Annotated in this window: 19 protein-coding genes; 4 read left to right on the top strand and 15 right to left on the bottom strand. The window is 33.1% G+C overall.

What is annotated here, in order from left to right:
• Nucleotides 1–118: 118 nt before the first annotated feature.
• The 6 genes from RCH19_RS13890 to RCH19_RS13865 form a co-directional block, all read right to left on the bottom strand.
• Nucleotides 119–436, bottom strand: coding sequence for a DUF6370 family protein (locus RCH19_RS13890; protein WP_343023720.1), 318 nt, complete (start codon nt 434–436; stop codon nt 119–121).
• Nucleotides 437–438: 2 nt separating this feature from the next.
• A complete protein-coding gene (purT, locus tag RCH19_RS13885; RefSeq protein WP_343023719.1) occupies nt 439–1,599 on the bottom strand; it encodes a formate-dependent phosphoribosylglycinamide formyltransferase in 1,161 nt (386 codons plus the stop codon).
• A 166-nt stretch (nt 1,600–1,765) separates the two neighbouring features.
• Entirely contained in the window at nt 1,766–3,634 is a 1,869-nt protein-coding gene (locus tag RCH19_RS13880; RefSeq protein WP_343023718.1) for a U32 family peptidase, read from the bottom strand.
• 239 nt (nt 3,635–3,873) lie between these two features.
• Nucleotides 3,874–4,332 (bottom strand): PA2169 family four-helix-bundle protein, encoded by a 459-nt coding sequence (locus tag RCH19_RS13875; protein WP_343023717.1) that lies wholly within the window; start codon nt 4,330–4,332, stop codon nt 3,874–3,876.
• Between the two features lie 502 nt (nt 4,333–4,834).
• Nucleotides 4,835–6,022, bottom strand: coding sequence for a pyridoxal phosphate-dependent aminotransferase (locus tag RCH19_RS13870; protein WP_343023716.1), 1,188 nt, complete (start codon nt 6,020–6,022; stop codon nt 4,835–4,837).
• Between the two features lie 106 nt (nt 6,023–6,128).
• The gene (locus tag RCH19_RS13865) at nt 6,129–7,220 is read right to left on the bottom strand and encodes an acyl-CoA desaturase (RefSeq protein ID WP_121924029.1); all 1,092 of its coding nucleotides are present in this window, start codon (nt 7,218–7,220) and stop codon (nt 6,129–6,131) included.
• A gap of 105 nt (nt 7,221–7,325) precedes the next feature.
• On the opposite strand from RCH19_RS13865, the gene rsmG reads away from it, so the two are divergent.
• On the top strand, nt 7,326–7,955 hold the full coding sequence (rsmG, locus tag RCH19_RS13860; RefSeq protein WP_343023715.1) for a 16S rRNA (guanine(527)-N(7))-methyltransferase RsmG: 630 nt from the start codon (nt 7,326–7,328) through the stop codon (nt 7,953–7,955).
• A 204-nt stretch (nt 7,956–8,159) separates the two neighbouring features.
• On the opposite strand, the gene pruA is transcribed toward rsmG, so the two are convergent.
• The 3 genes from pruA to RCH19_RS13845 all read right to left on the bottom strand — a co-directional run bounded on the left by pruA (nt 8,160) and on the right by RCH19_RS13845 (nt 11,809).
• Complete coding sequence (pruA, locus tag RCH19_RS13855) at nt 8,160–9,788, bottom strand: L-glutamate gamma-semialdehyde dehydrogenase (RefSeq protein ID WP_343023714.1); 1,629 nt, start codon at nt 9,786–9,788, stop codon at nt 8,160–8,162.
• A 293-nt stretch (nt 9,789–10,081) separates the two neighbouring features.
• On the bottom strand, nt 10,082–10,468 hold the full coding sequence (gene apaG, locus RCH19_RS13850; protein WP_343023713.1) for a Co2+/Mg2+ efflux protein ApaG: 387 nt from the start codon (nt 10,466–10,468) through the stop codon (nt 10,082–10,084).
• 81 nt (nt 10,469–10,549) lie between these two features.
• Nucleotides 10,550–11,809, bottom strand: a complete 1,260-nt coding sequence (locus RCH19_RS13845; protein WP_343023712.1) for a DUF5103 domain-containing protein — start codon at nt 11,807–11,809, stop codon at nt 10,550–10,552.
• Between the two features lie 168 nt (nt 11,810–11,977).
• On the opposite strand from RCH19_RS13845, the gene RCH19_RS13840 reads away from it, so the two are divergent.
• Complete coding sequence (locus tag RCH19_RS13840) at nt 11,978–14,788, top strand: insulinase family protein (RefSeq protein ID WP_343023711.1); 2,811 nt, start codon at nt 11,978–11,980, stop codon at nt 14,786–14,788.
• Nucleotides 14,789–14,852: 64 nt separating this feature from the next.
• On the opposite strand, the gene RCH19_RS13835 is transcribed toward RCH19_RS13840, so the two are convergent.
• From RCH19_RS13835 to map, 3 genes are all read right to left on the bottom strand, one after another.
• Nucleotides 14,853–15,623: a class I SAM-dependent methyltransferase gene (locus tag RCH19_RS13835; RefSeq protein WP_121924035.1), complete on the bottom strand. Its 771-nt coding sequence runs from the start codon at nt 15,621–15,623 to the stop codon at nt 14,853–14,855.
• 74 nt (nt 15,624–15,697) lie between these two features.
• Nucleotides 15,698–16,072 carry a GxxExxY protein gene (locus RCH19_RS13830; protein ID WP_343023710.1) on the bottom strand — a complete coding sequence of 125 codons (375 nt, stop codon included), beginning with the start codon at nt 16,070–16,072 and terminating at the stop codon, nt 15,698–15,700.
• 69 nt (nt 16,073–16,141) lie between these two features.
• A complete protein-coding gene (gene map, locus RCH19_RS13825; RefSeq protein WP_343023709.1) occupies nt 16,142–16,960 on the bottom strand; it encodes a type I methionyl aminopeptidase in 819 nt (272 codons plus the stop codon).
• A gap of 212 nt (nt 16,961–17,172) precedes the next feature.
• Between map and RCH19_RS13820 the strand changes: the two genes are divergently transcribed.
• Nucleotides 17,173–18,360 carry a DUF445 domain-containing protein gene (locus tag RCH19_RS13820; protein WP_343023708.1) on the top strand — a complete coding sequence of 396 codons (1,188 nt, stop codon included), beginning with the start codon at nt 17,173–17,175 and terminating at the stop codon, nt 18,358–18,360.
• Between the two features lie 162 nt (nt 18,361–18,522).
• On the opposite strand, the gene gpmI is transcribed toward RCH19_RS13820, so the two are convergent.
• The 3 genes from gpmI to RCH19_RS13805 all read right to left on the bottom strand — a co-directional run bounded on the left by gpmI (nt 18,523) and on the right by RCH19_RS13805 (nt 25,126).
• Nucleotides 18,523–20,040 carry a 2,3-bisphosphoglycerate-independent phosphoglycerate mutase gene (gene gpmI, locus RCH19_RS13815; RefSeq protein WP_343023707.1) on the bottom strand — a complete coding sequence of 506 codons (1,518 nt, stop codon included), beginning with the start codon at nt 20,038–20,040 and terminating at the stop codon, nt 18,523–18,525.
• Between the two features lie 140 nt (nt 20,041–20,180).
• A complete protein-coding gene (locus RCH19_RS13810) occupies nt 20,181–22,598 on the bottom strand; it encodes a DUF5916 domain-containing protein (protein WP_343023706.1) in 2,418 nt (805 codons plus the stop codon).
• Between the two features lie 134 nt (nt 22,599–22,732).
• Nucleotides 22,733–25,126, bottom strand: a complete 2,394-nt coding sequence (locus RCH19_RS13805) for a DUF5916 domain-containing protein (protein ID WP_343023705.1) — start codon at nt 25,124–25,126, stop codon at nt 22,733–22,735.
• 188 nt (nt 25,127–25,314) lie between these two features.
• Between RCH19_RS13805 and RCH19_RS13800 the strand changes: the two genes are divergently transcribed.
• Entirely contained in the window at nt 25,315–26,037 is a 723-nt protein-coding gene (locus RCH19_RS13800) for a murein L,D-transpeptidase catalytic domain family protein (RefSeq protein ID WP_343023704.1), read from the top strand.
• Nucleotides 26,038–26,189 lie beyond the last annotated feature (152 nt).

Raw genomic sequence — 26,189 nt, 5'->3', positions numbered from 1 at the left:
CGCTTGCAACGGATTATATAATTCCTGTTACAAGCGTTTTTTTATTGTCTAAAAAACGATGATAATCAAAATTTGCGATGTTTTTCAGTGCCCTCAGATTATTGCAAGCCATTTTTTTTTATTTTTTAGGTAGTACTTTAAAAGAAGTCACTTTGAATCGATTGTCGACTATTTTTCCAACTACTTCCGCTTTTCGTATCGTAGCGCAAAAACCATCATCAGCATGCGCATCCCCATGCGAGTCGATTGAAGTTCCATCCACGAAATATGATTTTCCATCAATCCGAACGGCTAAATCACAATCGTAACCTTTCATATTAAATTGACATTGTCCGCAAGCGGCTTCAACAATTTGTGGCTTTATTTCTTCTTTTTTATCTTGAGCATTTATAGTTGCAGTTATAAATAAAAATGTTGCTAATACTATTTTTTTCATGATTACGATTTTACGTTTACTAAGGTAGCTGCTTTTTTAGCTTTTTCAACAATTTCTTCTATGGGAGTTTCTAAAGTGTCATAGACTAAAGAAACACCCATTCTTCTAAACGGTCTTGAAGTAGGTTTGCCAAAGATTCTGAAATCAGTTTTGGGTAATGCTGCTATATTTTCAATTCCAGAATAAGTCGGATTTTGTGAGTTTTCAGATGCTAAAATTACAGCACTTGCTCCAGCTTTCTCTAATGTAATTTCGAAAATAGGTAAACTCAAAATAGCACGTAAATGCAATTCAAATTGATTAAAGTTTTGCGTTCCCGCCAAAGTTACCATTCCAGTATCATGCGGACGTGGAGATAACTCAGAGAAATAAACGCCATCATCAGTCAAGAAAAACTCAACTCCAAAAAGTCCTGTACCACCTAAAGCTTCGGTAACTTTTTCAGCCATGTCTTGAGCTTCATATAAGTCCTTGTCGGAAATTCTAGCTGGCTGCCAGCTTTCCATATAATCACCTCGCTCTTGTCTATGGCCAATAGGAGCGCAAAATAAAGTTGGATTATCGTTTTGTACCACAGTCAATAAAGTTATCTCAGAATTAAATTTGACAAATGCCTCAACAATTACTTCAACCACATCGCCGCGAGATCCTTCAACAGCATATTTCCATGCTTTTTCAATATCATCAATAGTTTTTATGGTTGATTGTCCTTTTCCAGAGGAACTCATTAAAGGTTTTACCACGCATGGCATTCCTACTGCTTCGACACCTTTTTGCAATTCTGCAGCGGTTGTAGCGTAGCGGTAATTGGCCGTTTTCAATCCTAATTCTTTAGAAGCTAAATCACGAATTGCCTTTCTATTCATAGTAAAATTCGCAGCTCGCGCCGAGGGAACTACAGTAATTCCTTGTTTCTCATATTTGTAAAATTGTTCAGTACGAATAGCCTCTATTTCAGGAACAATAAAATCGGGTTGATGTTTTGCTACGATTTGGTCTAAAGCGTCGCCGTCGAGCATATTGATTACTTCAAATGAGTGAGCTACTTGCATTGCGGGCGCGTTTTCATAACTATCAACAGCAATTATAGTCTGACCGATGCGTTGTGCAGCAATGGTGAATTCTTTACCTAATTCGCCTGATCCTAGAAGTAGTATTTTCATTTGTGTGATTTTATTATGCTGTTATAAATGAGTTCTTTCTAACTAGCAAGAATATAGGTTTAGCAAATTAGTGTGATTGCTTCGTTCTTCGCAATTACAAAGTTGGAACCCCAAAATTAATAAAAAAAACCGATGACTTTTGGTTTAAAGCATCGGTTAATTTATTTTAATGGAATTGATCTTCTTCGATTTCGAATTCGGCATCTTTTTCCCAAATTTCCATTTCACAAGGTTTACAATTGAACTTTAATTTGTATTCCAGTTCGCCTTGTTTTAAAACGAGAGGTTCTTTTAATTTTTCGCCCATTATATTTTTTTGATGTATCGGACATTTTTTTAATTCGTATTTAATGCAATATTTCGTTGTCATTACACGAGATTTTCCTGGTTCCCATTGCAATTCAAATGCTTTTTCGATTTCAGTAACGCCGTGACGTTCGTAAAATTTACGGGCTAATTTATTAGATACATTATACATGAAATCTAATTTAGCTTCTGGATAAGGATGAGACGTTTTAACCATTTGGTGTTCCTCAACTTTATAACAAGCCATACGAATTTCTGACAACTGTTCGAAAACAGTTCTTCTCATTTCATTTATTTTTGAAATAGGTAGAAACCAGTTTTCTGAGAACATAATATTTATGTCTTCAGCAACATAAGGTGTAAAACCAGTTTTAGCTAACTGAGTTTTTATGTTTTCGGCAATAGATTCCTTGTTTTTAGTTTGCTCTTTGGCGTGTACCAAATTCACTGTACTCACATAACCGTCTTCATCAGTGGCGATTAATTCGAAACCGTTTTCATTTTCGGTCAATAACAAACTCGTGCTTATTTTTCGAACCGCACTATCTTCGCGCTCCACAATTTTGATGAAAGCAGCGTCATTGTTACGATAAATAAAAGTTCCTTCTTTTAATTCCTTTAAAACATTTGGATAAGCTAGACCATTTTCGACTTTGTTTACATAAATACCATCCGCTTCATTGCTTTCATTTATGTAGCAAAGACCATCGCCATTGTTAAGTAATTCACCGTTTTCAATTTGGTAAGCGTTACCAATTGTTTTGAGTAATTTACCAATGTATTGTCCTTTTGATTTTGGACTTTCCCAAGAACCTATTGACTGGTCTCTTCCGTTTACAAAATAGTCTGTGTAACCTCGATTAAAACTTTTATTTAAAGCAGAGTCGAAAGTGAAAGTGCATTTTCCAGAAGAAGCTTTCGCATAACTCTCGTTTTGTTCTAAGAAAGCATCTAATTTTTGCCTCAAATAGGAAACATTATTTTTTACATAAACGATGTCTTTTAATCTTCCTTCAATTTTGAAAGAGCAAACTCCAGCTTCAATTAGATTTGGAATCTGTTCTGAAACATCAAAATCCTTTATCGAAAGTAAGTGACTGTTTTTGATTAAAGTTTCTCCGTGACCATCAATTAAATTGTACGGTAAGCGGCAGTTTTGAGCACATGAACCACGATTAGCGCTACGCTCTCCGTTTGCTACACTCATATAACAATTTCCGCTGAAAGAAACACATAAAGCACCAGTTACAAAAAACTCTAATTCAACATCTGAAGCTGCGCTAATTGTTTTGATTTGGTCAAGGTTTAATTCACGAGCCAAAACGACACGTTTCATTCCTGCATCTTTCAAAAATTTAATTTTGTCAGCATCGCGATTATTTGCTTGTGTACTTGCGTGAAGAACGATAGGAGGTAAGTCCATTTCCATTATCGCCATATCTTGAACGATAAGTGCGTCAACTTTGATATAGTATAATTTCCAAATCATCTGACGACACGTTTCAAGCTCATTGTCATACAAAATAGTATTGATCACAACAAAAACTTGAGCATGAAATAAATGGGCGTATTTTACTAAGGCTGCTACATCTTCGATAGAATTTGTGGCGTTAGAGCGAGCTCCAAATTGTGGTGCTCCGATATACACTGCATCGGCGCCACTATTTATGGCCGCCATTCCGTGAATTAAATCTTTTGCAGGAGCAAGTATTTCTATTTTCTTTTTCATCTAGTTGATGATAAATTGTTAATTTTTAAAACTTTAGTTTTTTAGAAGTTACCCTAAAAAAGTGTGCAAAGGTCTAATTTATTATTCAGCATTTCTAATGAATACTGTAATTTTTAAGAATTAATCAATTTAAAAATAGAGATTGTAATATACTTCAATACTTTCGAAACAGTGTAAAATATAAAAACCACTTAGTTGAGGAACTAAGTGGTTTTTATCAAAAAATGATGTTAATAGAATTAAGCCATTTTTTTAGCTTTAATTTTCATTAAAGTATTTTGTATGCTGTTCAATTGTTTTGAAATCATAGCAGTTTGAGCTGGTTGAAGATTATCTTTTTTCAGAACTTCTTCATATTTTTCAATTGCTGCTTCTTCACCAGTAATACAAGCATTTATAATTGCCTCAGTGTCTCCGCCTGTAAACGAAGCTTTAATGTCGATCCATGTACGGTGTAAAGCTCCTAAAGCTCCTCCACCTGATTCATCAGTTGATTTTCCAAGTCTGTTTATTTCGTCTTGTAATTCAACTATAAAAAGAGAACGTTCACGAGCATATTGTAAAAAATCAGTTTTTATTGATCCATCTTCTGCGTGCTCTGCTGCATTAGTGTATCCTAATTTTCCATCTTCTAATATTGAAATTAATCCTTCTACTGTACTAACTATTTCTTTTGTGGTTTCATCTGTGTTTGACATGATATAATTTTTTAATTAATGTATAATACAAAGTTGGAGAAACTTGTAATAAATTGTGTTACACAATTTTAAAAAATATTTATAGTATTGTGGAGTGTTTGATATTTCATGATATTTGCACAATCAAAAAACAAAAGTACTTATAGTTGCTGCACTTGACGTAAGAAGTTTATCATTGCAATGCTACTTTAAAATGCTAATTGCTTTAATCTTATAATTTATTTTTATGCTTGATTAGGATCTAATAATGTCAGTTAAAAAAGCTAGAAAACTTACTATAATTTTAGATAGGTACGCGTAAGGGATAGTAGTGAAAATCCTTTTTTATTATGAAGCGAAAGCGTAATAATACAAAAGATTGCAACGGACAGCCCGACCCTGCTTTCTCTTCCCGACGGTTCGGGAGAGAAAGCAGGGTTACGCCCAAAAAAAATAGTTTAAAGTTTGAAGCGATAAAACTTCTAACCTTAAACTATTTATAAATTTTGAAAATGTAGTTGAATTATGCTACTGCTTCTTTGATTCTGCGTAAAGCTTCCTTTAAGATATCTTCGCTCGTTGCGTAAGAGAAACGGATGCAGTTTGCATTACCAAATGCTTCACCAGTTACTGTTGCTACGTTAGCTTCGCCTAAAAGATACATAGAGAAGTCGTTTGCGTCCTTAATTAATGTTCCTTTTAATGTTTTTCCAAAGAAAGAAGATACGTCTGGGAAAACGTAGAAAGCGCCTTCTGGAACGTTGATTTTCATTCCTGGAATTTCTTTAATCAATCCTACCACTAAATCACGACGACTATGGAAAGCTTGAACCATTTCATTTAATACTGAAGGATCAGCGTCTACAGCAGTAATTGTTGCGCGTTGTGCAATACTGTTTGCTCCACTAGTTACTTGACCTTGAATTTTTGTACATGCTTTAGCAATGAATTCTGGTCCACCTATGTAACCAATTCTCCATCCTGTCATTGCGAATGCCTTTGCAACTCCATTTACAGTGATTGTTCTTTCTAGCATTCCTGGAATTGATGCGATACTACAGAAAGTTCCAGAGAAATTAATATGCTCGTAGATTTCATCAGCAACTACATATACATGAGGATATTTTTCTAAGACTTTAGCTAATGCTGTTAATTCTTCTCTATTGTAAACAGATCCACTTGGATTACAAGGAGAACTGAACCACATCATTTTAGTTTTTGGTGTGATTGCTGCTTCTAATTGCTCTGGCGTGATTTTGAAATCAGTTTCTACAGAGGTTGGAACTTCTACCGGAACTCCACCTGATAGTTTTACGATTTCAAAATAAGAAACCCAGTAAGGAGCAGGTAAAATTACTTCATCACCATCATTAAGCATTACTTGAGCAATGTTGTATAAAGACTGTTTTGCGCCAGTCGAAACTACGATTTGCGATGGTTTATATTCTAAATTATTATCTCTTTTAAATTTTCTACAGATTGCTTCTTTCAGTTCTACATATCCTTCTACTGGAGAGTAAGTGCTGTAATTTTCATCAATGGCGCGTTTAGCAGCTTCTTTGATAAAGTCAGGAGTATTGAAATCTGGTTCTCCTAAACTTAAACTAATGATATCTTTTCCTTGTGCTTTTAGCTCTCTAGCTAATGCTGCCATTGCTAATGTTTGTGATGTAGCCAGGTTGTTAATCCTGTCTGAAAGTGGATTGCTCATTAAAATTGTGTTGATTTCCCTTATTCTCTGTAAAAAAACGAGGGTGGTTAATATTAGTTGTTTTTTAGTTTCTTGAAATTTATCTGTCTTTGATGCAGCATTATAATTACAATGCGGGTTTCATACCCAATTCTTTTAAATGCTTGAAGTGAGCGATCACCGCACTACGCATTGTCTTGTATTCGTAATACGGAAGATTACATTCTTGCGCAGTTTCCTTTACAATTTTTGCAATTTTACCATAATGAATATGACTGATGTTAGGGAAAATATGGTGTTCTATTTGGTGATTTAAACCACCAGTATACCAGTTTACAATTTTGTTTTTTGGAGCAAAATTAGTTGTTGTGAACAATTGGTGAATTGCCCAAGTATTGTCCATTTCTCCTAGTTCATTTGGTGAGGGATTTGTAGTCTCTTCGACAACATGCGCTAACTGGAAAACTACACTTAGAATTAATCCAGCTGTATAATGCATCACAAAAAACCCGATAAGAACTTTCCACCACGCGATTCCAATTACAATAGGTAGAACAATCCAGATTGAAACATAAATTACTTTAGTAATGATTAGAGTGGTCCAAAGTACTTTTGGGCTTTTAGGTTCTCCGTATGATAATTTTCTTTTTAGATAATTACGCATTTGTTTAAAGTCAGTTGTGATCGCCCAGTTAAACGTAAGCAAACCGTAAAGAAATACAGAATAATATTGTTGGAAACGGTGAAAATTATACCATTTAGCATCTTTTGTAAAACGTATTACGCGACCTGCATCTAAGTCTTCATCATGTCCAGGGATATTAGTATAAGTATGGTGTAATACATTATGTTGAACTTGCCAATTATGTACGTTTCCAGCAAGAACATAAATTGTTCCTCCCATGAATTTATTCACCCAACTTTTATTCGAATACGAGCCATGATTTCCGTCATGCATTACGTTCATTCCAACTCCAGCCATTCCAATTCCCATTACAATCGTAAGCAGTAAATGTGCCCAAAACGGCATACCTAATGTTAAGATTAAAAAGTATGGCGCTAGAAAAACGGTAAAAAGAATTATAGTTTTCAAGTATAACTTCCAATTTCCAGTTTTTTGGATCTTGTTTTCTTTAAAGTAATTGTTAACCCGAGAGTTAAGAGTTCTGAAGAATTTCAGATTATCTTGCTTTGCAAATGTTGGGGCGTTATTATTCATAAGTATGTAATAAGTTTCAAAGATAATTATTATAAATTTTTGGATATGCAAAATTGAGATAAATATTTCGACTCTAAAGTGTTACTTTTGTTAAAAAAATAAAAGATGGACGAGATTCTTAAGTATTTTCCTAATTTAACAGATATTCAGAAAGAACAGTTTGAAAAACTAGATTTTTTGTACCACGATTGGAATGAAAAAATCAATGTTATTTCAAGAAAAGATATTGATGCATTATACACAAAACATATTTTACATTCGTTAGGAATTGCTAAAATTATAAAATTTGAGCCAGGAACTTATGTACTCGACGTAGGTACAGGTGGAGGTTTTCCAGGAATTCCATTAGCTATTCTTTTTCCAGAAACTCGTTTTCATTTGATTGATATTATTGCAAAAAAGATAAAAGTGGTTCAGGGTGTTGTAGATGCTTTAGAATTAAAAAATGTCAAGGCTGAACAACTTCGTGCTGAGAATGTAAAAGGTGATTTTGATTTTATTGTAAGTCGTGCAGTCACAAATATGCCTGATTTTGTATCTTGGGTTAAAACCAAAATCAAAAAGAACAATAAGCACGAATTGAAAAATGGGATTCTGTATTTGAAAGGTGGTGATTTAACGGAAGAATTGAAAGACTTCCCTAAAGCAACAGAATATAAGTTAGCTGATTTCTTCGAAAATGAGTTTTTTGAAACCAAGAAAGTGGTGCATTTGCCGCTGAAGTTTGTGGTTTAATAAGTCGTAAAGTTGAAAGTCATAAAGTCGAAAGAACATCCAAGGAATTAACTTAAAGGAAGAAACCGAATCTAATTAGTTTGTAATATACAGGATTGCTTCGTTCCTGGCAATGACAAAAAAATAAACCCCACAATATTCAAAATAAATTGAATCTTGTGGGGTTTGATAATTATAGTGTGATTGCTTCGTTCCTCGCAATGACTATTCTCCTAAAAACGGATATCTGTAATCTGTTGGAGTTACAAAAGTTTCTTTTATAGTTCTTGCAGAAGTCCAACGCAATAAATTTTGCATAGAACCAGCTTTATCATTTGTTCCCGATCCTCTTGCTCCACCAAATGGTTGCATTCCTACGACAGCTCCAGTTGGTTTATCGTTGATGTAGAAGTTACCTGCAGCATTTTGTAAGGCTACTGTAGCTTCTTCAATTGCGTAACGGTCTTGACTGAAAACAGCACCAGTTAAAGCATACTCAGAAGTGGTATCAACTAGCTTTAAAGTTTCTGCCCATTTTGCATCTTCATATACGTAAATAGTAACTACTGGTCCGAATAATTCAGTTTCCATTGTAGTGTATTTAGGGTTTGTTGTTAAGATAACTGTTGGCTCGATGAAATAGCCTTTTGATTTATCATAGTTTCCACCAATGATTACTTCAGCATCAGTATCTTTTTTAGCTTGATCAATAAATTTTGCTAATTTGTCAAATGAAGCTTCAGAGATAACAGCAGTAATAAAGTTGCTCATATCTTCTGGAGAACCCATTTTCATTGATTTCAAATCAGCTTCTAATTCGCTTTTAATCGCTGGCCACAAACTTTGTGGAACATATACACGAGAAGCTGCACTACATTTTTGACCTTGGTACTCAAATGCCCCACGAGCAATTCCAGTTGATACTTGTTTAGAGTTTGCAGATGGATGTGCGATAATAAAATCTTTTCCACCAGTTTCTCCTACAATTCTTGGATATGTTTTGTATTTGCTAATGTTTGTTCCAATTTTTGCCCAAATATCATTGAAAACTCCTGTTGATCCAGTAAAGTGCACTCCTGCAAAATCAGGACTTGCTAATAACGTTTCCGTTACCATTGCTGAGTCACCCATTACCATATTAATTACACCATCAGGTAGTCCTGCTTCTTTGAAAATTTGCATTAATAAGTTAGCAGAGTATACTTGAGTTGCTGCTGGTTTCCACACTACCACATTCCCCATTAAAGCGGCACTTGCAGGTAAGTTTCCAGCAATAGCTGTAAAGTTAAACGGTGTAATTGCATAAACAAAACCTTCTAAAGGTCTGTACTCAACACGATTCCACATGTCTGAATTTGACTTAGGCTGTTCACTATAAATTTGTGTCATATATTCTACGTTGAAACGCAGAAAATCGATTAATTCGCAAGATGCATCAATTTCAGCTTGATAAATAGATTTAGATTGCGCAATCATAGTTACTGCATTAATTTTAGCTCTGTATGGACCTGCGATTAATTCAGCTGCTTTTAAGAAAATACCAGCGCGTTGTTCCCATGCCATATTTGCCCATGCAGTTCTAGAGGTAAGAGCTGTTTTAATAGCCCCTTCTATATGTGATTTTTCAGCTAAATGATAGGTACCAACAATATGCTGGTGATCATGCGGTGCTGACATTGTTTTAGTATTTCCAGTTCTAATTTCTTCGCTTCCAATGTAAAGAGGTACGTCAATTTTAGCGTTCCACATTTCTTTGTAAGCTGCAAGTACAGCTACTCTTTCTGGCGAGTTAGGTGCGTAGCTTTTTACAGGCTCGTTTACCGCTTTTGGTACATGAAAAAATCCTTTTAACATAGTTGTAAAATTATAAAATTAGAATAATGCGTTGTGTGTTTTTATCTAAAACACAAAAGTACAAAGGATTCTTTAAAGAAATGATGTTTTTAGTGCTAAAGTAAACACAATATTTATCGATAGTCGTGTTTTAGTCCTGATCGTAGTGGAAAGCTTTTTATAGCACCGTTATATTTTTTCTTGTAAAATACGAGCGACTTTAGAAGCTTCTTATTTTACTTAGAAAAAAATAAACGAGAATATAAAAACTTGAAATGTAGAGCAGGATTAGCTCCTTAAAAAATTGCTAAAATCTAGTTTAGTGCAAATGGCGCGCTCAACCTAAAAGCTGGTACTATTACTTTAAAGTTTCTAGTTGATGTGAAATTAATCATATTGAAATGTCCTTTCATGGCTCCATATGGAGATGATAATAAGCAACCAGAACTATAGGTATGTAATTCACCAGGTTTCAAAACCGGCTTTTTTCCAATAACGCCTTCGCCATCTACAACTTGAATGTCATTCAGAGAATCAAATATTTCCCAATGACGTGATATTAACTGCACCGAATCTTTGCTGTGGTTTTCAATTGTTATTTGATAACTAAAAGCAAAATGAATCTTGTAGTTTTTAAAGTATGTTCCTTCAAAACTAGTCAATACTGATATTTTAATGCCTCTTGTTATTTGAGAAACCATAATGATTGAATGAATTTGGGTTTATTAATGTCAAATTTACAAAAAATTGATGTCGATAAGTCAGTTTTCAAAAAAGAATTTTTAGTTGGTGCTGTTTATAGAATTTGCCATTCCTTTCCCAACAACTCTGTCATAACGATCAATACCTTCTCGATAATAGACTAAAATAGTGTACTCATTTTCTGTTTGGTAAAAATTACCATCGATTGAATTTTCACCATCGATCATGCCTTTATTATCAGCAACAGTATATTGAAAATTAGTAAATCCTTGTTTGATTAGAATTGCCTTTTCATATGTTGCTTTTTTAGCATTGTATTCCATTTTATATTCATCTGTCAAACTATAATTGTTGAACATACCAGTTACGTAAATGTCTTTATTCAATGAAAAAGTCGGTGCCGATAAGCTAAAATAAACCCAAGCATAATCTGATTCGATTTCGCTGTTAAAGGCATTAATATTTTTAACAACAAAATTTCCATTGATATCTTGCGAAAATGAATAAGGAAAGTTTGTCCTAGCTGCGCTTGTGTATAATCGCGAACCATAAATAGCTGTGTCAGAATCAATTTTTGCTACATTGTTTGCGGCTGATCTAATATCTTTATTTTCGAAATATAAAAACTCATTTCCAGCCCAAAACTGAGTTGGTGTGTCGTACTTATAAATGAGTTCGTTACCAATTGTATACTGAGGAGCGACATTTTGAATAGAAGAGTTAAACTGTCCATTTTGCAGTAAAACAACTTTTACATTCTTTAATGGATTTTGAAAATTTATAGTTTTAGATCTAATTGTAAATTCTAAATTCTGTTTAGTATCCATGCTGTTTGCAGTTCTAGCTCTTTTAACTTGAGCAGGAACTGTGACTAAATCTTCCACTAAAATTAATTTTCTTGAGAAAACAATTTCTTTATTTTCGTCTAAAATCTTAATCATATAATTACCGCTAATCTTTAATTGTAGGGTAAACTGATTTGGAATTGCTAATTTGTAGTGAGAGTATATCTGTAATGTGTTGAATGAGTTACTATAGTTTTGAATACGCTGATTGTCAAAACCTTCTAAATATTCGTTTTTTGGTAATCCTGAAGGAACCCAATTATAATCACAATGAATAATTTCGTAATAATAATTAGCTTCGTTGCCAAATAAATCATCAAATTGAAGTTGGAATCCTTCACCTAAATTTATAATAGGAACTATATTTTGCTCATTTTGTATAAATGATACGGTCTTAATATTATAGGGTGGAGTTATTTCTTTCTCCGCTTGCGCAAAAGTAAAACTGCTAACAAAGAATAAAAGAAGCGTTATTTTATAAAATATTTTTGTCATTTTTTCGTGCTTATTATTTGGTAAATATAAGGAATGCTTCGATTTATTACTTATTAATTTAATTTCGATAAAATTCTAATTTTCTTGATGTAATACTCATTCATTATAACGTAATATTGTTGCTACTTGTTTCTTGGCATCAGATTTTTGCTCAAATAAATTACTCTTATGAAACTATTGATACGCTCATTCTTTGCTCTTTTAATATTTCCGCTCGCTTGTTTTGCTCAGAAAATAGATTACTCAGAACTGATTCCATTAGATCCTACAGTAAAAATGGGAAAGCTTGAAAACGGTTTGACCTATTATATCAAGAAAAATGCCAAGCCCGAAAATAAAGTAGATCTGCGATTAGTAGTAAATGCAGGTTCGATCTTAGAAAATGTTGACCAGCAGGGATTAGCGCATTTTATTGAACATATGTGCTTCAATGGAACAAAGAATTTTCCTAAGAATCAGTTGGTAGATTATTTACAGAGTATTGGAGTGAAATTTGGCCGACATTTAAACGCATACACGAGTTTTGATGAAACTGTTTATTTTTTACCAATACCTTCCGATAGTCCAGAAAAGTTAGAAAAGGGATTTCAAATCCTTGAAGATTGGGCCTTTAATACTGTTCTAACTGCAGAAGAAATTGATAAAGAAAGAGGTGTTGTTTTAGAGGAATATCGGTTGGGTTTAGGAGCGGAGAAAAGAATGGAGTCTCGCTATCTTTTAAAGATGATGTATAATTCTAAATATGCAGAACGATTGCCTATCGGAAAAAAAGAAATATTAGAAAATTTTCAACATAAATCTTTAATTGATTTTTATAAACATTGGTATCGTCCCAACTTAATAAGTGTAATTGTTGTGGGTGATATCGATGTGCTGGAAATGGAAAATAAAATTATTTCTCATTTTTCAAAATATAAAAACCCATCAAATGCAAAAAGGAGAAAGGTTTTTGAAGTTCCTAATCACATTGAAACATTTGTAGCTATAGAAAGTGATAATGAAGCTTCAGCTTCTCAAGTTTTACTGCTTTATAAAGACTACTCTGCGCCAAAAGCAATTGTAAACATTGGAGATTTTAAAAATTATATTGAGCAAGGATTGTTTTCTACAATTTTAAATAATCGATTAGACGAACTGACTAATTCTGCTGCTGCGCCTTTTATTTCGGGATATTCTTCTTACGGAGATACTTTTGCTAGAAACAAAAAAGGATATCAATCTGCGGCGACTTCGAAAGAAAATCAGCATTTAGCCACTCTTCGCTCCCTAGTTGTGGAGAATGAGAGAGTGCGAAAATTTGGTTTTACAGCTGGAGAATTAGAGCGAGCCAAAAATGAATTTAGTTCTTCCATTGAACAAGCCTATAACGATCGAGATAAGTTGAATTCAGAAAATTATGCTACTGAATACCAAGCTAATTTTTTAGAAGGTAAACCCGCGCCGGGAGTTGAATGGACTTATGAAAAAATGAAACAAATTTTAACTCTGATCACATTGACGGATGTGAATATTTTAATAAACGATTATTTAAAAGAAGATAACCGTGTCGTCATTTTGACTGGTCCAGAAAAAGATGGTGTAAAAAATATAACAGAAAAAGAGGTTTTAGAAGCTTTAAAAATTGACACAAAAGAGCTTAAGCCTTACCAAGACGTAGTAATTGCGAAGAGTTTAATTCGAAATGATATTGTACCAGGAGTGATTGTAAGAAGGGAAAGCAATTCTAAAATTCAAACAAAAACGTTGATTTTATCAAATGGAGTAAAAGTGACTTATAAGAATACAGATTTTAAAAATGATGAGGTATTGTTTGAAGCAATTAGTTTTGGAGGAAGCAATATGTATTCCAATGCAGACATGAAAAAAGTTCAGTTTGCTAATGCTGCGCTTACTGAGGCTGGTTTTTCAGGATTAAAATTGAATGATATTAATAAGTTTATGGCGGGAAAACTGGCAAGCGTTCAACCATATGTTGGGATTTTTAATGAGGGATTGAAAGGAATTACGACCCCTAAAGATTTAGAATATCTATTCCAAATGACACATGCTTTTTTTACTGATTTGAATTTTAATGAATCTGCTTTTGAAGGTTTTAAACAAAAGCAATCCGCAATTTTTTCGAATCTTGCTTCCCAACCTACCTTTTATTTCCAGCAAGAATTTTACACGTTTTTAAATAAGCAAAATCCCCGATTTAATGGAGTTATTCCGTCAGCTGAAACATGGTTAAAAATGGACTATAAATTAGCATACACTAAATACAAGGAGCGATTTGCGAACGCTGCTGATTTTGCATTTTACTTTGTGGGAAATATTGATGATAAAACGATTGAAGAATTCTCCATAAAGTATTTAGCATCTCTTCCAGCTTCTGACAAAAGAGAAAAGGCAATGGATTTGGGATATCGAATGATTAAAGGAGACTTTAAAAAGGTCGTGAATAAAGGAACTGATCCTAAAAGTAATGTGCTCATTATGTATTACGGTGATGCTGAATATTCAGATAAGGATGCGTTGACCATTGAAGCGCTTGCTGAGGTTTTAACGATTAAACTAATTGAACAGTTGCGCGAAAATGAAAGTGGCGTTTACGGCATTTCAGCACGAGGTAATTTGACAAAGGTTCCTAATGAATCTTTTAATTTTACGATCGGTTTTCCGTGTGGTCCAGAGAATACCGAAAAATTAATAGCATCCGCATTGAAAGAAGTTCAGAACATTATTGAAAATGGACCTACTGAAAAAGATCTTGCTAAATTTAAAGAGGGTGAATTATCAGACTACAGAAGTAATATTAAGAAAAATAGATATTGGTTATCAAATTTTATTTCATCTTATAACAATCAAACTAATCCTGAAGATATTTTAAATTACGAAAATTTAGTCAAAGAAATCACAGTAAGAGACATTCAAGATATTGCTAAAAAGTTCCTTTCAAAAGATAAAGTGATTGGTGTTTTAATGCCTGAAGAAAAGTAAAATTTCTGTAGGAAAGTCATAAAAAAACCTACTATCAATGACTATTAGCAGGTTTTGATGAATCTTATTTAAAACAAACGGGAATAACCTCTCCTTTAGCTAAACAATATTTTTCTACTAATTCAGGAGCAATTTTATTAGTGTAGTCTTCTTCAATTACTTTGAATCCAATGCTTCTTAACTTGTCAAAATAGTCACGACCGTATATTCTAACATGATCGTATTGTCCAAAAATTTTAGCACGCTCTTTTTGGTCGGTTATAGTATCGTCAGCAAATGTAACTGCTCTTGATAAATCCTGAGGAATCTGCAAAATTGCCATTCCACCTGGTTTTAAAACGCGATACAGTTCTTGCATTGCTTTAGTATCATCTGGAATATGTTCTAAAACGTGATTGCAAAGTATAACATCATATTGATTGTCCTCAAAAGGTAAATTACATATATCTGCTTTTACATCCGCTAGAGGCGAAAATAAATCAGTAGTTGTATAATCTATGTTCTTCTGGTTTCTAAATAATTTATAGAATGCTTGTTCTGGTGCAAAATGTAAAACTTTCTTTTTCTCTTTAGAAGTAAAAAAATCAGTTTGCTCATTTAAATACAACCATAATAAACGGTGTCGTTCTAAAGAAAGTGTACTTGGAGACAGTACGTTATTTCGCTGCGTTTCGTATCCGTAAGGTAGCATTGACTTGAAACTTTTCCCATCAATAGGGTCAGTGTATTTATCTCCTTTTAAAGAAAAAGCGATTATTGGTCGCGCCACATAGCTTAAACGAATAAGTAATGGTCGAGGTATTGTGTTGAGGATTAATTTAAAAACAGATTTCATAGGGTAAAGTTTAAACACGAATTACACAGATTAGCACAAATTATAAATTTTGAAATGTATTTCACGAATTTAAATTATAAAATAATTCTTTTATATTTTAAGCTGTCTTCTCCAAAATTCACTAAAAGTCCCAACTTGTTTTTAGACGATGCCAAATAATTTAATGTTTGTTTCGTGTCACTATTAGTTAGTTGTGAAATTGCTTTTACTTCAAAAATTATTTCATCGTAAACAACAAAATCGGCCACGTACTTTCTAGGTAAAATAATTTCTTTATATAAGATTTCGTATATTTTTTCTCTTTCAAATGGAATTCCATTTACTCTTAATTCATATTCTAGCGCATCTTTATAAACGACTTCACTATGACCGCGGCCTAAAATATTGTGAACTTCCATGCAAATACCAATAATTTTATAGGATTGTTCTTTTAAGTAAATATCACTCATACTTAAATTTTTTTTGTGAAATTTATATACTTATTAATTTGTGCTAATTTGTGAAATTCGTGTCTGTAATTAAATTACTAAAGGCACTTTTCTAAACTCATCTTCCTCATTACTGACGATTCCTAGAGCTTTATAGATATAAGCAAAAGTGGATAAAATTTCTGGTTTTCCATCAATAATAGCAACGTCATGTTCAAAGTGCGCACTTGGTTTTCCATCAGCTGTGGTGATTGTCCAGCCGTCTTTATGTTGTTTGATGTTTCTTGTCCCAAGGTTGATCATCGGTTCGATAGCAACCACCATTCCTTCAACAAACAGTTTTCCTCTTCCTTTTTTACCATAATTTGGCATTTCAGGATCTTCGTGCATTTTTTGGCCAACACCGTGTCCTACTAATTCACGTACAACACCATAACCATGAGCTTCTGTGTATTTCTGAATTGCATTACCAACATCCTCCACGCGATTTCCAAGTCTTAATTCTCGGATTCCAACAAATAAAGATTCTTTGGTTATCTGAAGTAATTTTCTGGTTTCTGGAGCGACTTCACCAATTTCAAATGAATACGCATGATCACCATGATATCCGTTTTTGTAAGCGCCACAATCCACAGAAATAACATCACCACTTTCCAATGGCTTGTTATTAGGAATTCCGTGCACTACTTGTGAGTTCGGACTCATACAAAGTGAGTTTGGAAAATCATATAAACCAAGAAAACTTGGAACAGCTCCGTGATCACGAATAAATTCTTCTGCTAGTTTGTCTAAATATAAAGTAGTAACTCCTTCTTTAATTTCAGAAGCGACCATTCCTAAAGTTTTTGATACGATTAACGCACTTTCGCGCATTAATTCTATTTCTTCACGAGATTTTACAATAATCATAATTCTTGTTTTTCAGTTGGCAAAAGTACGATTTTATAATTATTTATGTGAGTTTGGTTAATTATAAAACGCAAGCGTTTCTTAGACCTTTTCGAGAAAAAGTAACAAAATGAATTAATCGTTATAAAAACAAATCACTAAATTAGTGCCATCTAAAAACAGAAATACACCTAATGGATAGTACTGAAACTAAAAAAAAGAATTTAAATAGAATGAAAAGCATCGCCCTTAGTGTATTAGGGTTGGCAGTGATTTGCTTTTTTGTAGCGCATCATTATAAGATAACTTGGCTTAAAGCAATTAGTGAGGCTGCTATGGTTGGTGGTATTGCCGATTGGTTTGCAGTTGTAGCTTTATTCAAGCATCCACTAGGAATTCCGATTCCGCATACCGCTCTGATTCCAAACAATAAAGATAGTATTGGACAAAATTTAGGAAGTTTTGTATCCGATGAATTTTTAATAAAGGAAAAGTTAGAAATTAAATTAGACGAATTTGATTTTGCTACCAAAGCAACAAATTGGATCAAAGAGGGTAAAAATGCGGCTACAATTTCTGATTTAGTTGTTGAAAACGTTATTCCAGGAATTCTAAAAACGATTGATGATGCCGATGTAAAGAATTTTATACAACGACAATTTGAAAGTAAAATGCAAGAATTGAATTTTGGTCAATGGGTTGCAGTTGCTTTAGAATCTTTATCTAAAAGTGAAAAACAATCAGAATTAATTACTGAGGTTTTAACTGTTTTAGCGACGGAGCTGGAGGCAAATAGGTTAGATATCAATGAAAAAGTTAAAACTGCGACACCGTGGTACACATTAGGTGTTGCTGATAAAAAAATTGCTGATGGAGTTTTTAATGGACTTTATGAATTTTTAGAAATGGCAAAGGAGCACGATAGTTCCATCCGCCAAAAAATAAATTTATACATTTTAAATTTTATAGAAGATTTAAAACACTCACCAGAAATGCAGCAGAAAATCAGCACGCTGATAACTGAGTTTACACAAAAAGAAGAAGTTCAAAATTATATTGGATCGATTTGGCAGGAAATAAAAGATAATGTTACGACTGATCTGGATAAAGGTTCCGATTCTAAAATCAAATTAAATTTGACAAGTATGATTATGAACTTTGGTGACACAATTCAAAATGATACTGTAATGACAACGAAAATCAATACATTTATAAAGGTTGATTTGTTAGGTGTTTTACTTCGAAATAAAAAATCGATTGGAGACTTAATTGCAACCTCTGTTCAGAGTTGGGACAAAAAAGAAATAGCTGATAAATTAGAGTTGGAAGTTGGTAAAGATTTACAATTCATACGAATCAATGGAACTGTAGTTGGCGGATTCGTTGGTTTATTGATTTATTTTGTTGAGAAATTTATTTAAAAGCTCTATTGTATTTTTTCTTTATTATTTTTTCAAACTTGACAAATCTTAAATAATTTCCTTCACAGAATTTAGATGTGCTACGTTTAATTTTTTAAAACTAAATTTTTTTTAAAAAAAAATGCTGTCCTATTGAGACAGCATTTTTAATTTATAAATTATTTATAGCAAGGAATGACAACTCATTACTTCAGGTTTTTCAACTCCCATCAATTCTAAGATTGTTGGAGCTATATCACCTAAAACTCCATTGTGAATCTGTTTCAACTCTTTATCGACTAATATGATTGGGACTGGATTTGTCGTGTGAGCCGTATTAGGACTTCCATCAGGATTAATCATTGTTTCACAGTTTCCGTGATCTGCAATGATAATTGTTGTGTAATTATTAGCTAAAGCAGCGGTAATTACTTTTTCTACACAATTGTCAACGGCTTCACAAGCTTGTATTGCAGCGCTCATTATTCCAGTATGTCCTACCATATCACCATTTGCAAAATTTAGGCAAACAAACTCGACTTCTCCTTTATAAAGTTCAGGAACTAAAGCATCTGTTAATTCATAAGCACTCATTTCTGGCTGTAGATCGTAAGTTGCAACCTTTGGCGAGTTTTTTAATATCCTGCTTTCTCCTTCAAATGGCATTTCTCGTCCACCAGAAAAGAAAAAGGTAACGTGGGGATATTTCTCTGTTTCAGCAATTCTAATTTGCTTTTTATTTGCTTTTTCTAAAACCTCACCAAGCGTTTCTGTTATGTTATCTTTATTGTAAACAACTTTTACATTCTTGTACGTTTCGTCATAATTTGTCAGCGTTACATAATACAAATTAAGTTTATGCATATTGTGTTCGTGACAATTTATCTGTGTTAAAACTTCCGTCAATTCGCGCCCTCTGTCTGTTCTAAAGTTGAAGAAAATAACAACGTCATCTTCTTCGATAGTAGCTAATGGTTTATCAGCATCATCGACGATAACTGTTGGGTGAATGAATTCATCAGTAACATTTACTTCGTAGCTTTCCTCGATTGATGCAACTGCATCTTTTGAATGAGTTCCAACACCGTTTACTAATAATTCGTAAGCTAATTTTACTCGTTCCCAACGTCTGTCGCGATCCATAGCATAATAACGTCCAATTATCGACGCTAATTTTACAGTAGTATTAGCAATATAATCTTGTAAATCTTGAATGTAATGTTTACCCGATTTTGGATCCACGTCGCGACCATCGGTGAAGGCGTGAACAAAAACATTTTCTAGTCCGTATTGTTGCGTTGCATCAATCAGTCCACGTAAGTGAGAGGTGTGAGAATGAACGCCACCATCTGAAACAAGTCCTAAAAAGTGTACTTTTTTATTGTTAGCCTTTGCATATGTAAAAGCGTCTATTAATACTTGCTCTTTTGCTAAGGTGTCATTGGCTACAGCCAAATTAATTTTAGCTAAATCCTGATAAACAATTCGGCCGGCACCAAGATTCATGTGTCCGACTTCGCTATTTCCCATTTGCCCTTCAGGCAGTCCCACATTCAAACCGTCAGTTCGAAGTTGAGCACTTGGATAATTTCTATATAAGCTATTTATAAAGGGTACGTTAGCGTTGTCAATTGCTGAAACTTTTGGATCAGGAGATTTTCCCCAACCGTCCAAAATCATAAGAATTACTTTTTTATTCATCGCAAAGTTATTTTAAACAAAGATAAAGTATTTCTAAAAATTGAAGTCACTTCATTTTAACTATTGTTGATTCAGAGATTAACAGGCCTGAAAAATAAACATTTGATTGTTAGCTTTTCTCTTTTTTACAGTTAATGCATTTAGAATTTATTCTTAACCTGATTGTAGTCTATAAAGTAGCGTACGCTTATTGAAAAAACGTGACTCAAAGCATCGTTGTTCAATAAATTAGTGACGTTGTTTCTAAAATCTTTATTGATATCTCTTTCAAATGCACCAGCGTTATTGCGATATAAAACTGATATTTGACTTCCAGGAGCGAACCACCATGAGTATGATAAATCTGTATTCCAGGAATAGAAACTTGAATTTTTATTTACGGTATAACCAGTGTAATCAGCTAATCGTCCATTTTGTTGTAGTGACAAAATATTTTTATTTTCAGCGTAAGACCAGTAATGTCTTAAAGATAGATTGAAGGACATTTTACTGTTTAAAGAGTATTTTCCAGAGAAACTATTAGCATACGTAATTACGTTTCTATTTGCATAAATAATGGTTGCTGGAGTTACTGGATCTAAGTCGTCCTTTAAACGGTCAATAAAACCTTTATCGTTATTGTCTCTGTAAAAATTGATAATATAATTTATCGATATTTTATCATTGAAACGATATCTAGGACCAAAAGCAAAGCCATAAGAATTTCGGCCTTCCTCTTTATAAATTTGGTAAGAAGGATTAAAATCAACAGCAAAACTTTTATTATAGTCAGTAGAAATGTATAAAGACATATTTATTTTTGCTGGAGTGATCAAGAAACGATCAGCTGTTCTGGATTCATAATAATCGTACGTTTCAAGCGGATTCACATTTAGTCCCATACCTAAAGAAAGATTCTTCTTAGTGCTCGAATTAATTTGGAAATTAATATCTCCAGACTGAATTTTTCCAGTTTCTTTTTGAAATTGTGAATAAGCATTTAACCTTGCAGTGAAACTATTGAAAATCTTAGTTGGATTTAAAATCCTATAACTTGTGTTACCGTAAAAGCTGTAATAATTTGTCTCAAAGTTAATTCCCAAATCATTGTTGTCAAAATCTTTAGTAGTAATGTCGGCGCCAATTCCGTAGCGATATTTTCCACTTGTTTCTGAAAAGTTTAATTGAGAATTGATTCCCTTTTTATTTTCTAGCGCATTAATGTAACTGTATTTAAAATCACCATTCAGGCTGTAGGTATTTTTTTTGGTATTTAAATCCCAAACTAATGCACTAACATTTCCATCTCTAAATCCTCCGTTTCGCGTAACATTTGTATTTACAAACGCTATTGAGGAATTTTTGCGAAAGCGCTGATCTAATACTAAAACATTATAATTAGAGAGTGGCTCTACTACTTCTTTTCTAACCGTTTTGTTGTCGTTGTTTAGTATTGTTGCTGATGTTTTTTCGGTAACTGCATTTAGTATCCCTATTCCCAAACCATCCTTAGTTCGCCCCGAAATTTTTAATGCATTGACGAGGTTGATGCTTGCAGGATTATCGATGATTTCTTCGTTAGCTTCAACAGTGGGATAAACGGATGGATTTCCTCCAATTCTTCGAGAGTACACTAAATTTCCTTTACTAAACAAATCTGTTCCTTCTGTGAAAAACGGTCTATTCTCATTAAACTGTTGCTCAAATGGTCCTAAATTTAAAATTTGATCGTCGTATTTTGTCTGTCCAAAATCAGGAACTAGAATCATATCAAGTGTAAAAGCATCATTTATTCCGTACTTTAAATCAAGACCGCCTTTTAGCGTTCCAGTTGTTTTTTGACGAGAATTTGCATTCCCATAAAAAGATGAATAAGGTAAAAGAAATAGTCGAGTAGGAGGTTTTATATTTTCAATTCCCTCTAAAACCCCTGATTGTTGGGTAAAAGTACCAAGCTTTGAATCGATGAAGTTCCAAGTATATTTTTGTCTGTCGCGCCTAATTTCTCTAAAGAAATTCAGTCCCCAAGTTTGCTTACTTTCGCCAGAGAATCTTAGTGCAGCATATGGAATGCGCATTTCTACAACCCAACCTTTATCGGTAATTACAGCTTTACTGTTCCAAACCGCGTCCCAAGAGTAGTCTTCGCCATTAGTATCTGTAGTAATACAATCTGCTTGACCATCTGCGGCATTAACAAAAAATTGAAAATCTTGTTGACCGTCATTGTATCCATTAATGAAAACGCCAAATAAATCAGAGGTCCCAAAATTATCTCTCTGCGTAATTTCTTTTAATATTTTTTGTGGATTTTCGTCATATAGCATCGCACCTATATAGATGGCATCGTTGTCATATAAAACCCGAATTTCAGTTTTCTTGCTATCTGGAATCTTTTTCCCATTATCAGGATCAAACATAATAAAGTCGGTTGCAATTTCCGCTGATTGCCAAATACTTTCGTCTAATTTTCCATCAATTTCAATTTTTTCAGAAATGAATTTAGTTTTTAAAACTTTTTTTTGGCTGTAGCCAAAGAGCGAAAATAGAAGGGAAATTGTTACGAGATACTTTTTCATGACACGATTGATTTGATTGATTGATGTATTTATGAAAAAACCAAAATAGCGCGAAAGGAAGAAAAGACCAGTTTACTGAATAGTTTGTTTTAATAGACTCGCTTTTCAGTTGAATGTTACACTTTAGTATTAAATTAAAATTTATTTTTAACAGAGTTGTAATCTATAAAATAGCGAACGCTTATTGAAAGCACATTGGTTAGATCGCTATTAAATATATTTTTAAGATTTCTTGAAAGATCTTTTTCTACTGTAGAAGCGCGTTCTAAGCCATAATTGCGATACAAAATAGAAAGCTCACTTCCTGGTGCAAACCACCAAGAATAGGATAGGTCAAAGTTCCAAGAATTAAAATTTCTATCCTTGTTTAAGTTGTAAGTTGTGTTTGGCGTCAAATAGCCATTGTTTTGTAAAGTTAAAAAATCATGGTTTTTAGAATATGACCAATAGTATCGTGCCGTCAAATTGATGGTCATTTTATTATTTAAAGAATATTTTCCAGTAAGATCATTTTGCAAGATTTCTCGATTTCTTTCTGTAAATACAGTTCCTAAATTATCAAAATCTACCCATCCACGATCGTTCTTCATTTTTGTATATTCTAAGGCATAAGCAAGAGATAGTTTATCATTGAAGCGGTATTTTGGACTGGCATAAAATCCGTGCGTCAATCTTTTATCTTCATCAAATTTTGTGAAATTAAAAGTCATATCTAATGTTAAAGCATTGTTTCTATTTAATTCGAAACCAAAGTAAGAAGCGACTCTTTTAGGAACATAAACATATCTTCCGTACTCCCTTGGCTCGTAGAAATCAAATGTTTTTAATGGGTTAATAATTATTCCTAACTCAAAATAATCATTGCCCAAGGAAGTTCCTTTAAGTACTGTTTTATACCAACCTTCTTGAACTTTTCCGGTAGTGTTTTGAATTTCTAGATTTAGTTCTTGTTCAACTTTTAGAGTATTGAATACTTTAGTAGGATTTAAAATACGGTAACTCCCATTTGCCAGAGCACCATGGTAATTAGTATAAAAAATTATCCCCAAATCATTAATATCATAGTTCTCTGAAATGTATTTTCCGGAAAGTAAATAACGATATCTTCCATTTGTTTTTTCGAAATTTAAGGCTGTTTTGTAGCCATTGTAATCTTTTATTGTGTTGACATGGCTAAATTTAAAATCTCCATATAAGTTATAAGTGTTCTCTTTTGTATTCAAATCAAAAACCAATGCGGTGGCGTTAGCATCTCTAAAATTTCCATTTCGTGTCGTATTGGCATTAATAAAGGATACGGACGAATTTTGATTAAATCGTTGATCAAGAACTATCATATTATAATTGGTCAGTGGTTCGATAACCTCTTTACGCGATTCGTTAGTATCGCTATTAAATATAGTTGCTTTAGTTTTTTCGGTAACAGCGTTCAAAAAGCCAATGCCCAATCCATTTTCTGTTCTACCCGATATTTTTACAGCATTTAGTAAATTAACAGTGCTGGGATAATTAGTAATTTCTTCATTAGTAGCAGTTTCAGGTTCAGAGCTTGGTTCGCCACCAATTCTTCGAGAATAAAATAAGCCACCTTTATTAAATAAATCAGTGCCTTCTGTGAAGAAAGGTCTGTTTTCTTCAAATTTTTGTTCGAAAGGAAGCAAATTTAAAATCGCATTATCAAATTTTGTTTGGCCAAAATCAGGAACTAAAATCGCATCTAATGTAAATGAGTCATTGATACCATATTTAATATCTAATCCAGCTTTTAAAGTAGTGTCAGAACCAATGTCGCTCTGTTGATAATAAGCCGAAGTATACGGTATTAAGAAAAGTCGAGTAGGGGTTTTTATATTTTCAATTCCTTCAAGAATTCCTGCTTGAGGTATCACGGCGCCAATTTTAGTATCGATATGATTCCAAGTGTATTTTTGAACATCGCGCTTAATTTCTCTCATAAAATTTAAGCCCCAAGTTTGTTTTTGTGATTTAGAAAAACGTAAAGCTGCGTAAGGAATTTTCATTTCAACGACCCAACCAAATTCTGTCAGCAATACTTCACTGTCCCAAATTGCATCCCATGTAAAATCCTCGAAATCTTCAGTTGCTAAACAGTCCATTTGAACACCGGCTGCGCTTACAAAAAACCTAAAATCTTGTTGTCCGTCATTGAATCCATTTATGTAAACAGAAAAATGATCAGAAACTCCAAAAACATCTCTATTCGTAATCTCTTTTTTAATTTTATTAGGTTCATCGTCGTATAATAACGCTGATATATAGATCGCATCATTGTCATACAACACTTTTACTTCTGTTTTTTTACTTTCGTTAATTGGCTTTCCATTATCTGGCTCGAACATTACAAAATTTGAAGCAACAGCAGCTGATTTCCAAATTTCTTCGTTTAATTTACCATCGATGGTTATGTCCTCTGTCGTAGATTTAGCTTGGAGTGTCTTTTTTTGACTGTAAAGATTAAAATTATATAATAGTAAAAAAAGCAGGCTTAGATAGCGAAAATATGACATATTTTAGTAGTTGAATCGAAACAAAAATAATAAAATTAACATAAGAATATCAGATTTAAAGGTGTTTAACTCAATAATAAATCATAATTTTCGTTATAAGAAGAATAAAGTTCTGTTAAATAGATTTTCATTTCTATTTTTTACCGTACGTTTGCAACCCGAGTTAATTAGTAACTAAAAGAAAATCAATGATTTATACAATAATTCCTACTATTTTATTTGTACTTGCTTCAGTTATTCCTAACAACACAATATCTTCTGATACGAAGATTTCAAAACCCACCGTTTACGCTAAAACCTTAGAAACTACTGTTGAAGCTAAAATTGAAACTGCTTACAGTAATTTACACTCTAAAAAGTTTGCATTACCAAAATTAGAAAGCTTTGCCGTTGCTTTAAAGGGATATTATTCTTTAAAAGAAAAAGGCTTAATCAAGAAAGACATTCTTACTATAATCGATTTTAGTATGTCTTCAAATACAAAAAGACTTTGGGTTATTAATTTAATTACTGGAGATGTACTCTTTAATTCTTTAGTAGCTCATGGAAGAAATACGGGTGAGGAATTTGCCTCTAATTTCTCAAATGCTAATGAATCTTTTAAAAGTAGTTTAGGATTTTATTCTACTGGCGAAATTTACAATGGTAAACACGGAATGTCACTTCGTCTTGATGGTTTAGAAAAAGGAGTGAATGATAATGCAAGAGCAAGAGGCGTGGTTATGCATGCAGCTGATTATGTTTCAGATTCTTTTATAAAAAACAACCATAGATTAGGAAGAAGTCAAGGTTGTCCTGCTGTTCCTAATGAATTATCTAAAGAGATTATTAGTATGATAAAAGACAAGTCATGTTTCTTTATCTATCATCCTTCTAGAGCTTCGAAGTTTGGAACGAAATCACTTTCTTAATTAGAAATTGAATATTATAAGTTAGAAAGTCCTCTATTAAGGCTCATTCAAGTATTCTTAACCCGTTGGGTGTAATTAATTGATTTGTATTTTAATATTATTTATTGGTCTGTTAAATATGAACTTATTAATATATTGAATCATAGTTAGAG

It is taken from the genome of Flavobacterium sp. PL12 (genome assembly GCF_039123485.1).
In the GTDB taxonomy this organism is placed as follows: Bacteria; Bacteroidota; Bacteroidia; order Flavobacteriales; family Flavobacteriaceae; genus Flavobacterium; species Flavobacterium weaverense.
Note: the sequence above shows the minus strand (reverse complement) of the source record. Positions and strands in the feature narration are given on the sequence as shown.

Excerpts from the sequence above, each read along its gene's own strand:
- RCH19_RS13890 (WP_343023720.1), bottom strand. The coding sequence starts at position 436 with ATGAAAAAAATAGTATTAGCAACATTTTTATTTATAACTGCAACTATA.
- purT (WP_343023719.1), bottom strand. The coding sequence starts at position 1,599 with ATGAAAATACTACTTCTAGGATCAGGCGAATTAGGTAAAGAATTCACC.
- RCH19_RS13880 (WP_343023718.1), bottom strand. The coding sequence starts at position 3,634 with ATGAAAAAGAAAATAGAAATACTTGCTCCTGCAAAAGATTTAATTCAC.
- RCH19_RS13875 (WP_343023717.1), bottom strand. The coding sequence starts at position 4,332 with ATGTCAAACACAGATGAAACCACAAAAGAAATAGTTAGTACAGTAGAA.
- RCH19_RS13870 (WP_343023716.1), bottom strand. The coding sequence starts at position 6,022 with ATGAGCAATCCACTTTCAGACAGGATTAACAACCTGGCTACATCACAA.
- RCH19_RS13865 (WP_121924029.1), bottom strand. The coding sequence starts at position 7,220 with ATGAATAATAACGCCCCAACATTTGCAAAGCAAGATAATCTGAAATTC.
- rsmG (WP_343023715.1), top strand. The coding sequence starts at position 7,326 with ATGGACGAGATTCTTAAGTATTTTCCTAATTTAACAGATATTCAGAAA.
- pruA (WP_343023714.1), bottom strand. The coding sequence starts at position 9,788 with ATGTTAAAAGGATTTTTTCATGTACCAAAAGCGGTAAACGAGCCTGTA.
- apaG (WP_343023713.1), bottom strand. The coding sequence starts at position 10,468 with ATGGTTTCTCAAATAACAAGAGGCATTAAAATATCAGTATTGACTAGT.
- RCH19_RS13845 (WP_343023712.1), bottom strand. The coding sequence starts at position 11,809 with ATGACAAAAATATTTTATAAAATAACGCTTCTTTTATTCTTTGTTAGC.
- RCH19_RS13840 (WP_343023711.1), top strand. The coding sequence starts at position 11,978 with ATGAAACTATTGATACGCTCATTCTTTGCTCTTTTAATATTTCCGCTC.
- RCH19_RS13835 (WP_121924035.1), bottom strand. The coding sequence starts at position 15,623 with ATGAAATCTGTTTTTAAATTAATCCTCAACACAATACCTCGACCATTA.
- RCH19_RS13830 (WP_343023710.1), bottom strand. The coding sequence starts at position 16,072 with ATGAGTGATATTTACTTAAAAGAACAATCCTATAAAATTATTGGTATT.
- map (WP_343023709.1), bottom strand. The coding sequence starts at position 16,960 with ATGATTATTGTAAAATCTCGTGAAGAAATAGAATTAATGCGCGAAAGT.
- RCH19_RS13820 (WP_343023708.1), top strand. The coding sequence starts at position 17,173 with ATGAAAAGCATCGCCCTTAGTGTATTAGGGTTGGCAGTGATTTGCTTT.
- gpmI (WP_343023707.1), bottom strand. The coding sequence starts at position 20,040 with ATGAATAAAAAAGTAATTCTTATGATTTTGGACGGTTGGGGAAAATCT.
- RCH19_RS13810 (WP_343023706.1), bottom strand. The coding sequence starts at position 22,598 with ATGAAAAAGTATCTCGTAACAATTTCCCTTCTATTTTCGCTCTTTGGC.
- RCH19_RS13805 (WP_343023705.1), bottom strand. The coding sequence starts at position 25,126 with ATGTCATATTTTCGCTATCTAAGCCTGCTTTTTTTACTATTATATAAT.
- RCH19_RS13800 (WP_343023704.1), top strand. The coding sequence starts at position 25,315 with ATGATTTATACAATAATTCCTACTATTTTATTTGTACTTGCTTCAGTT.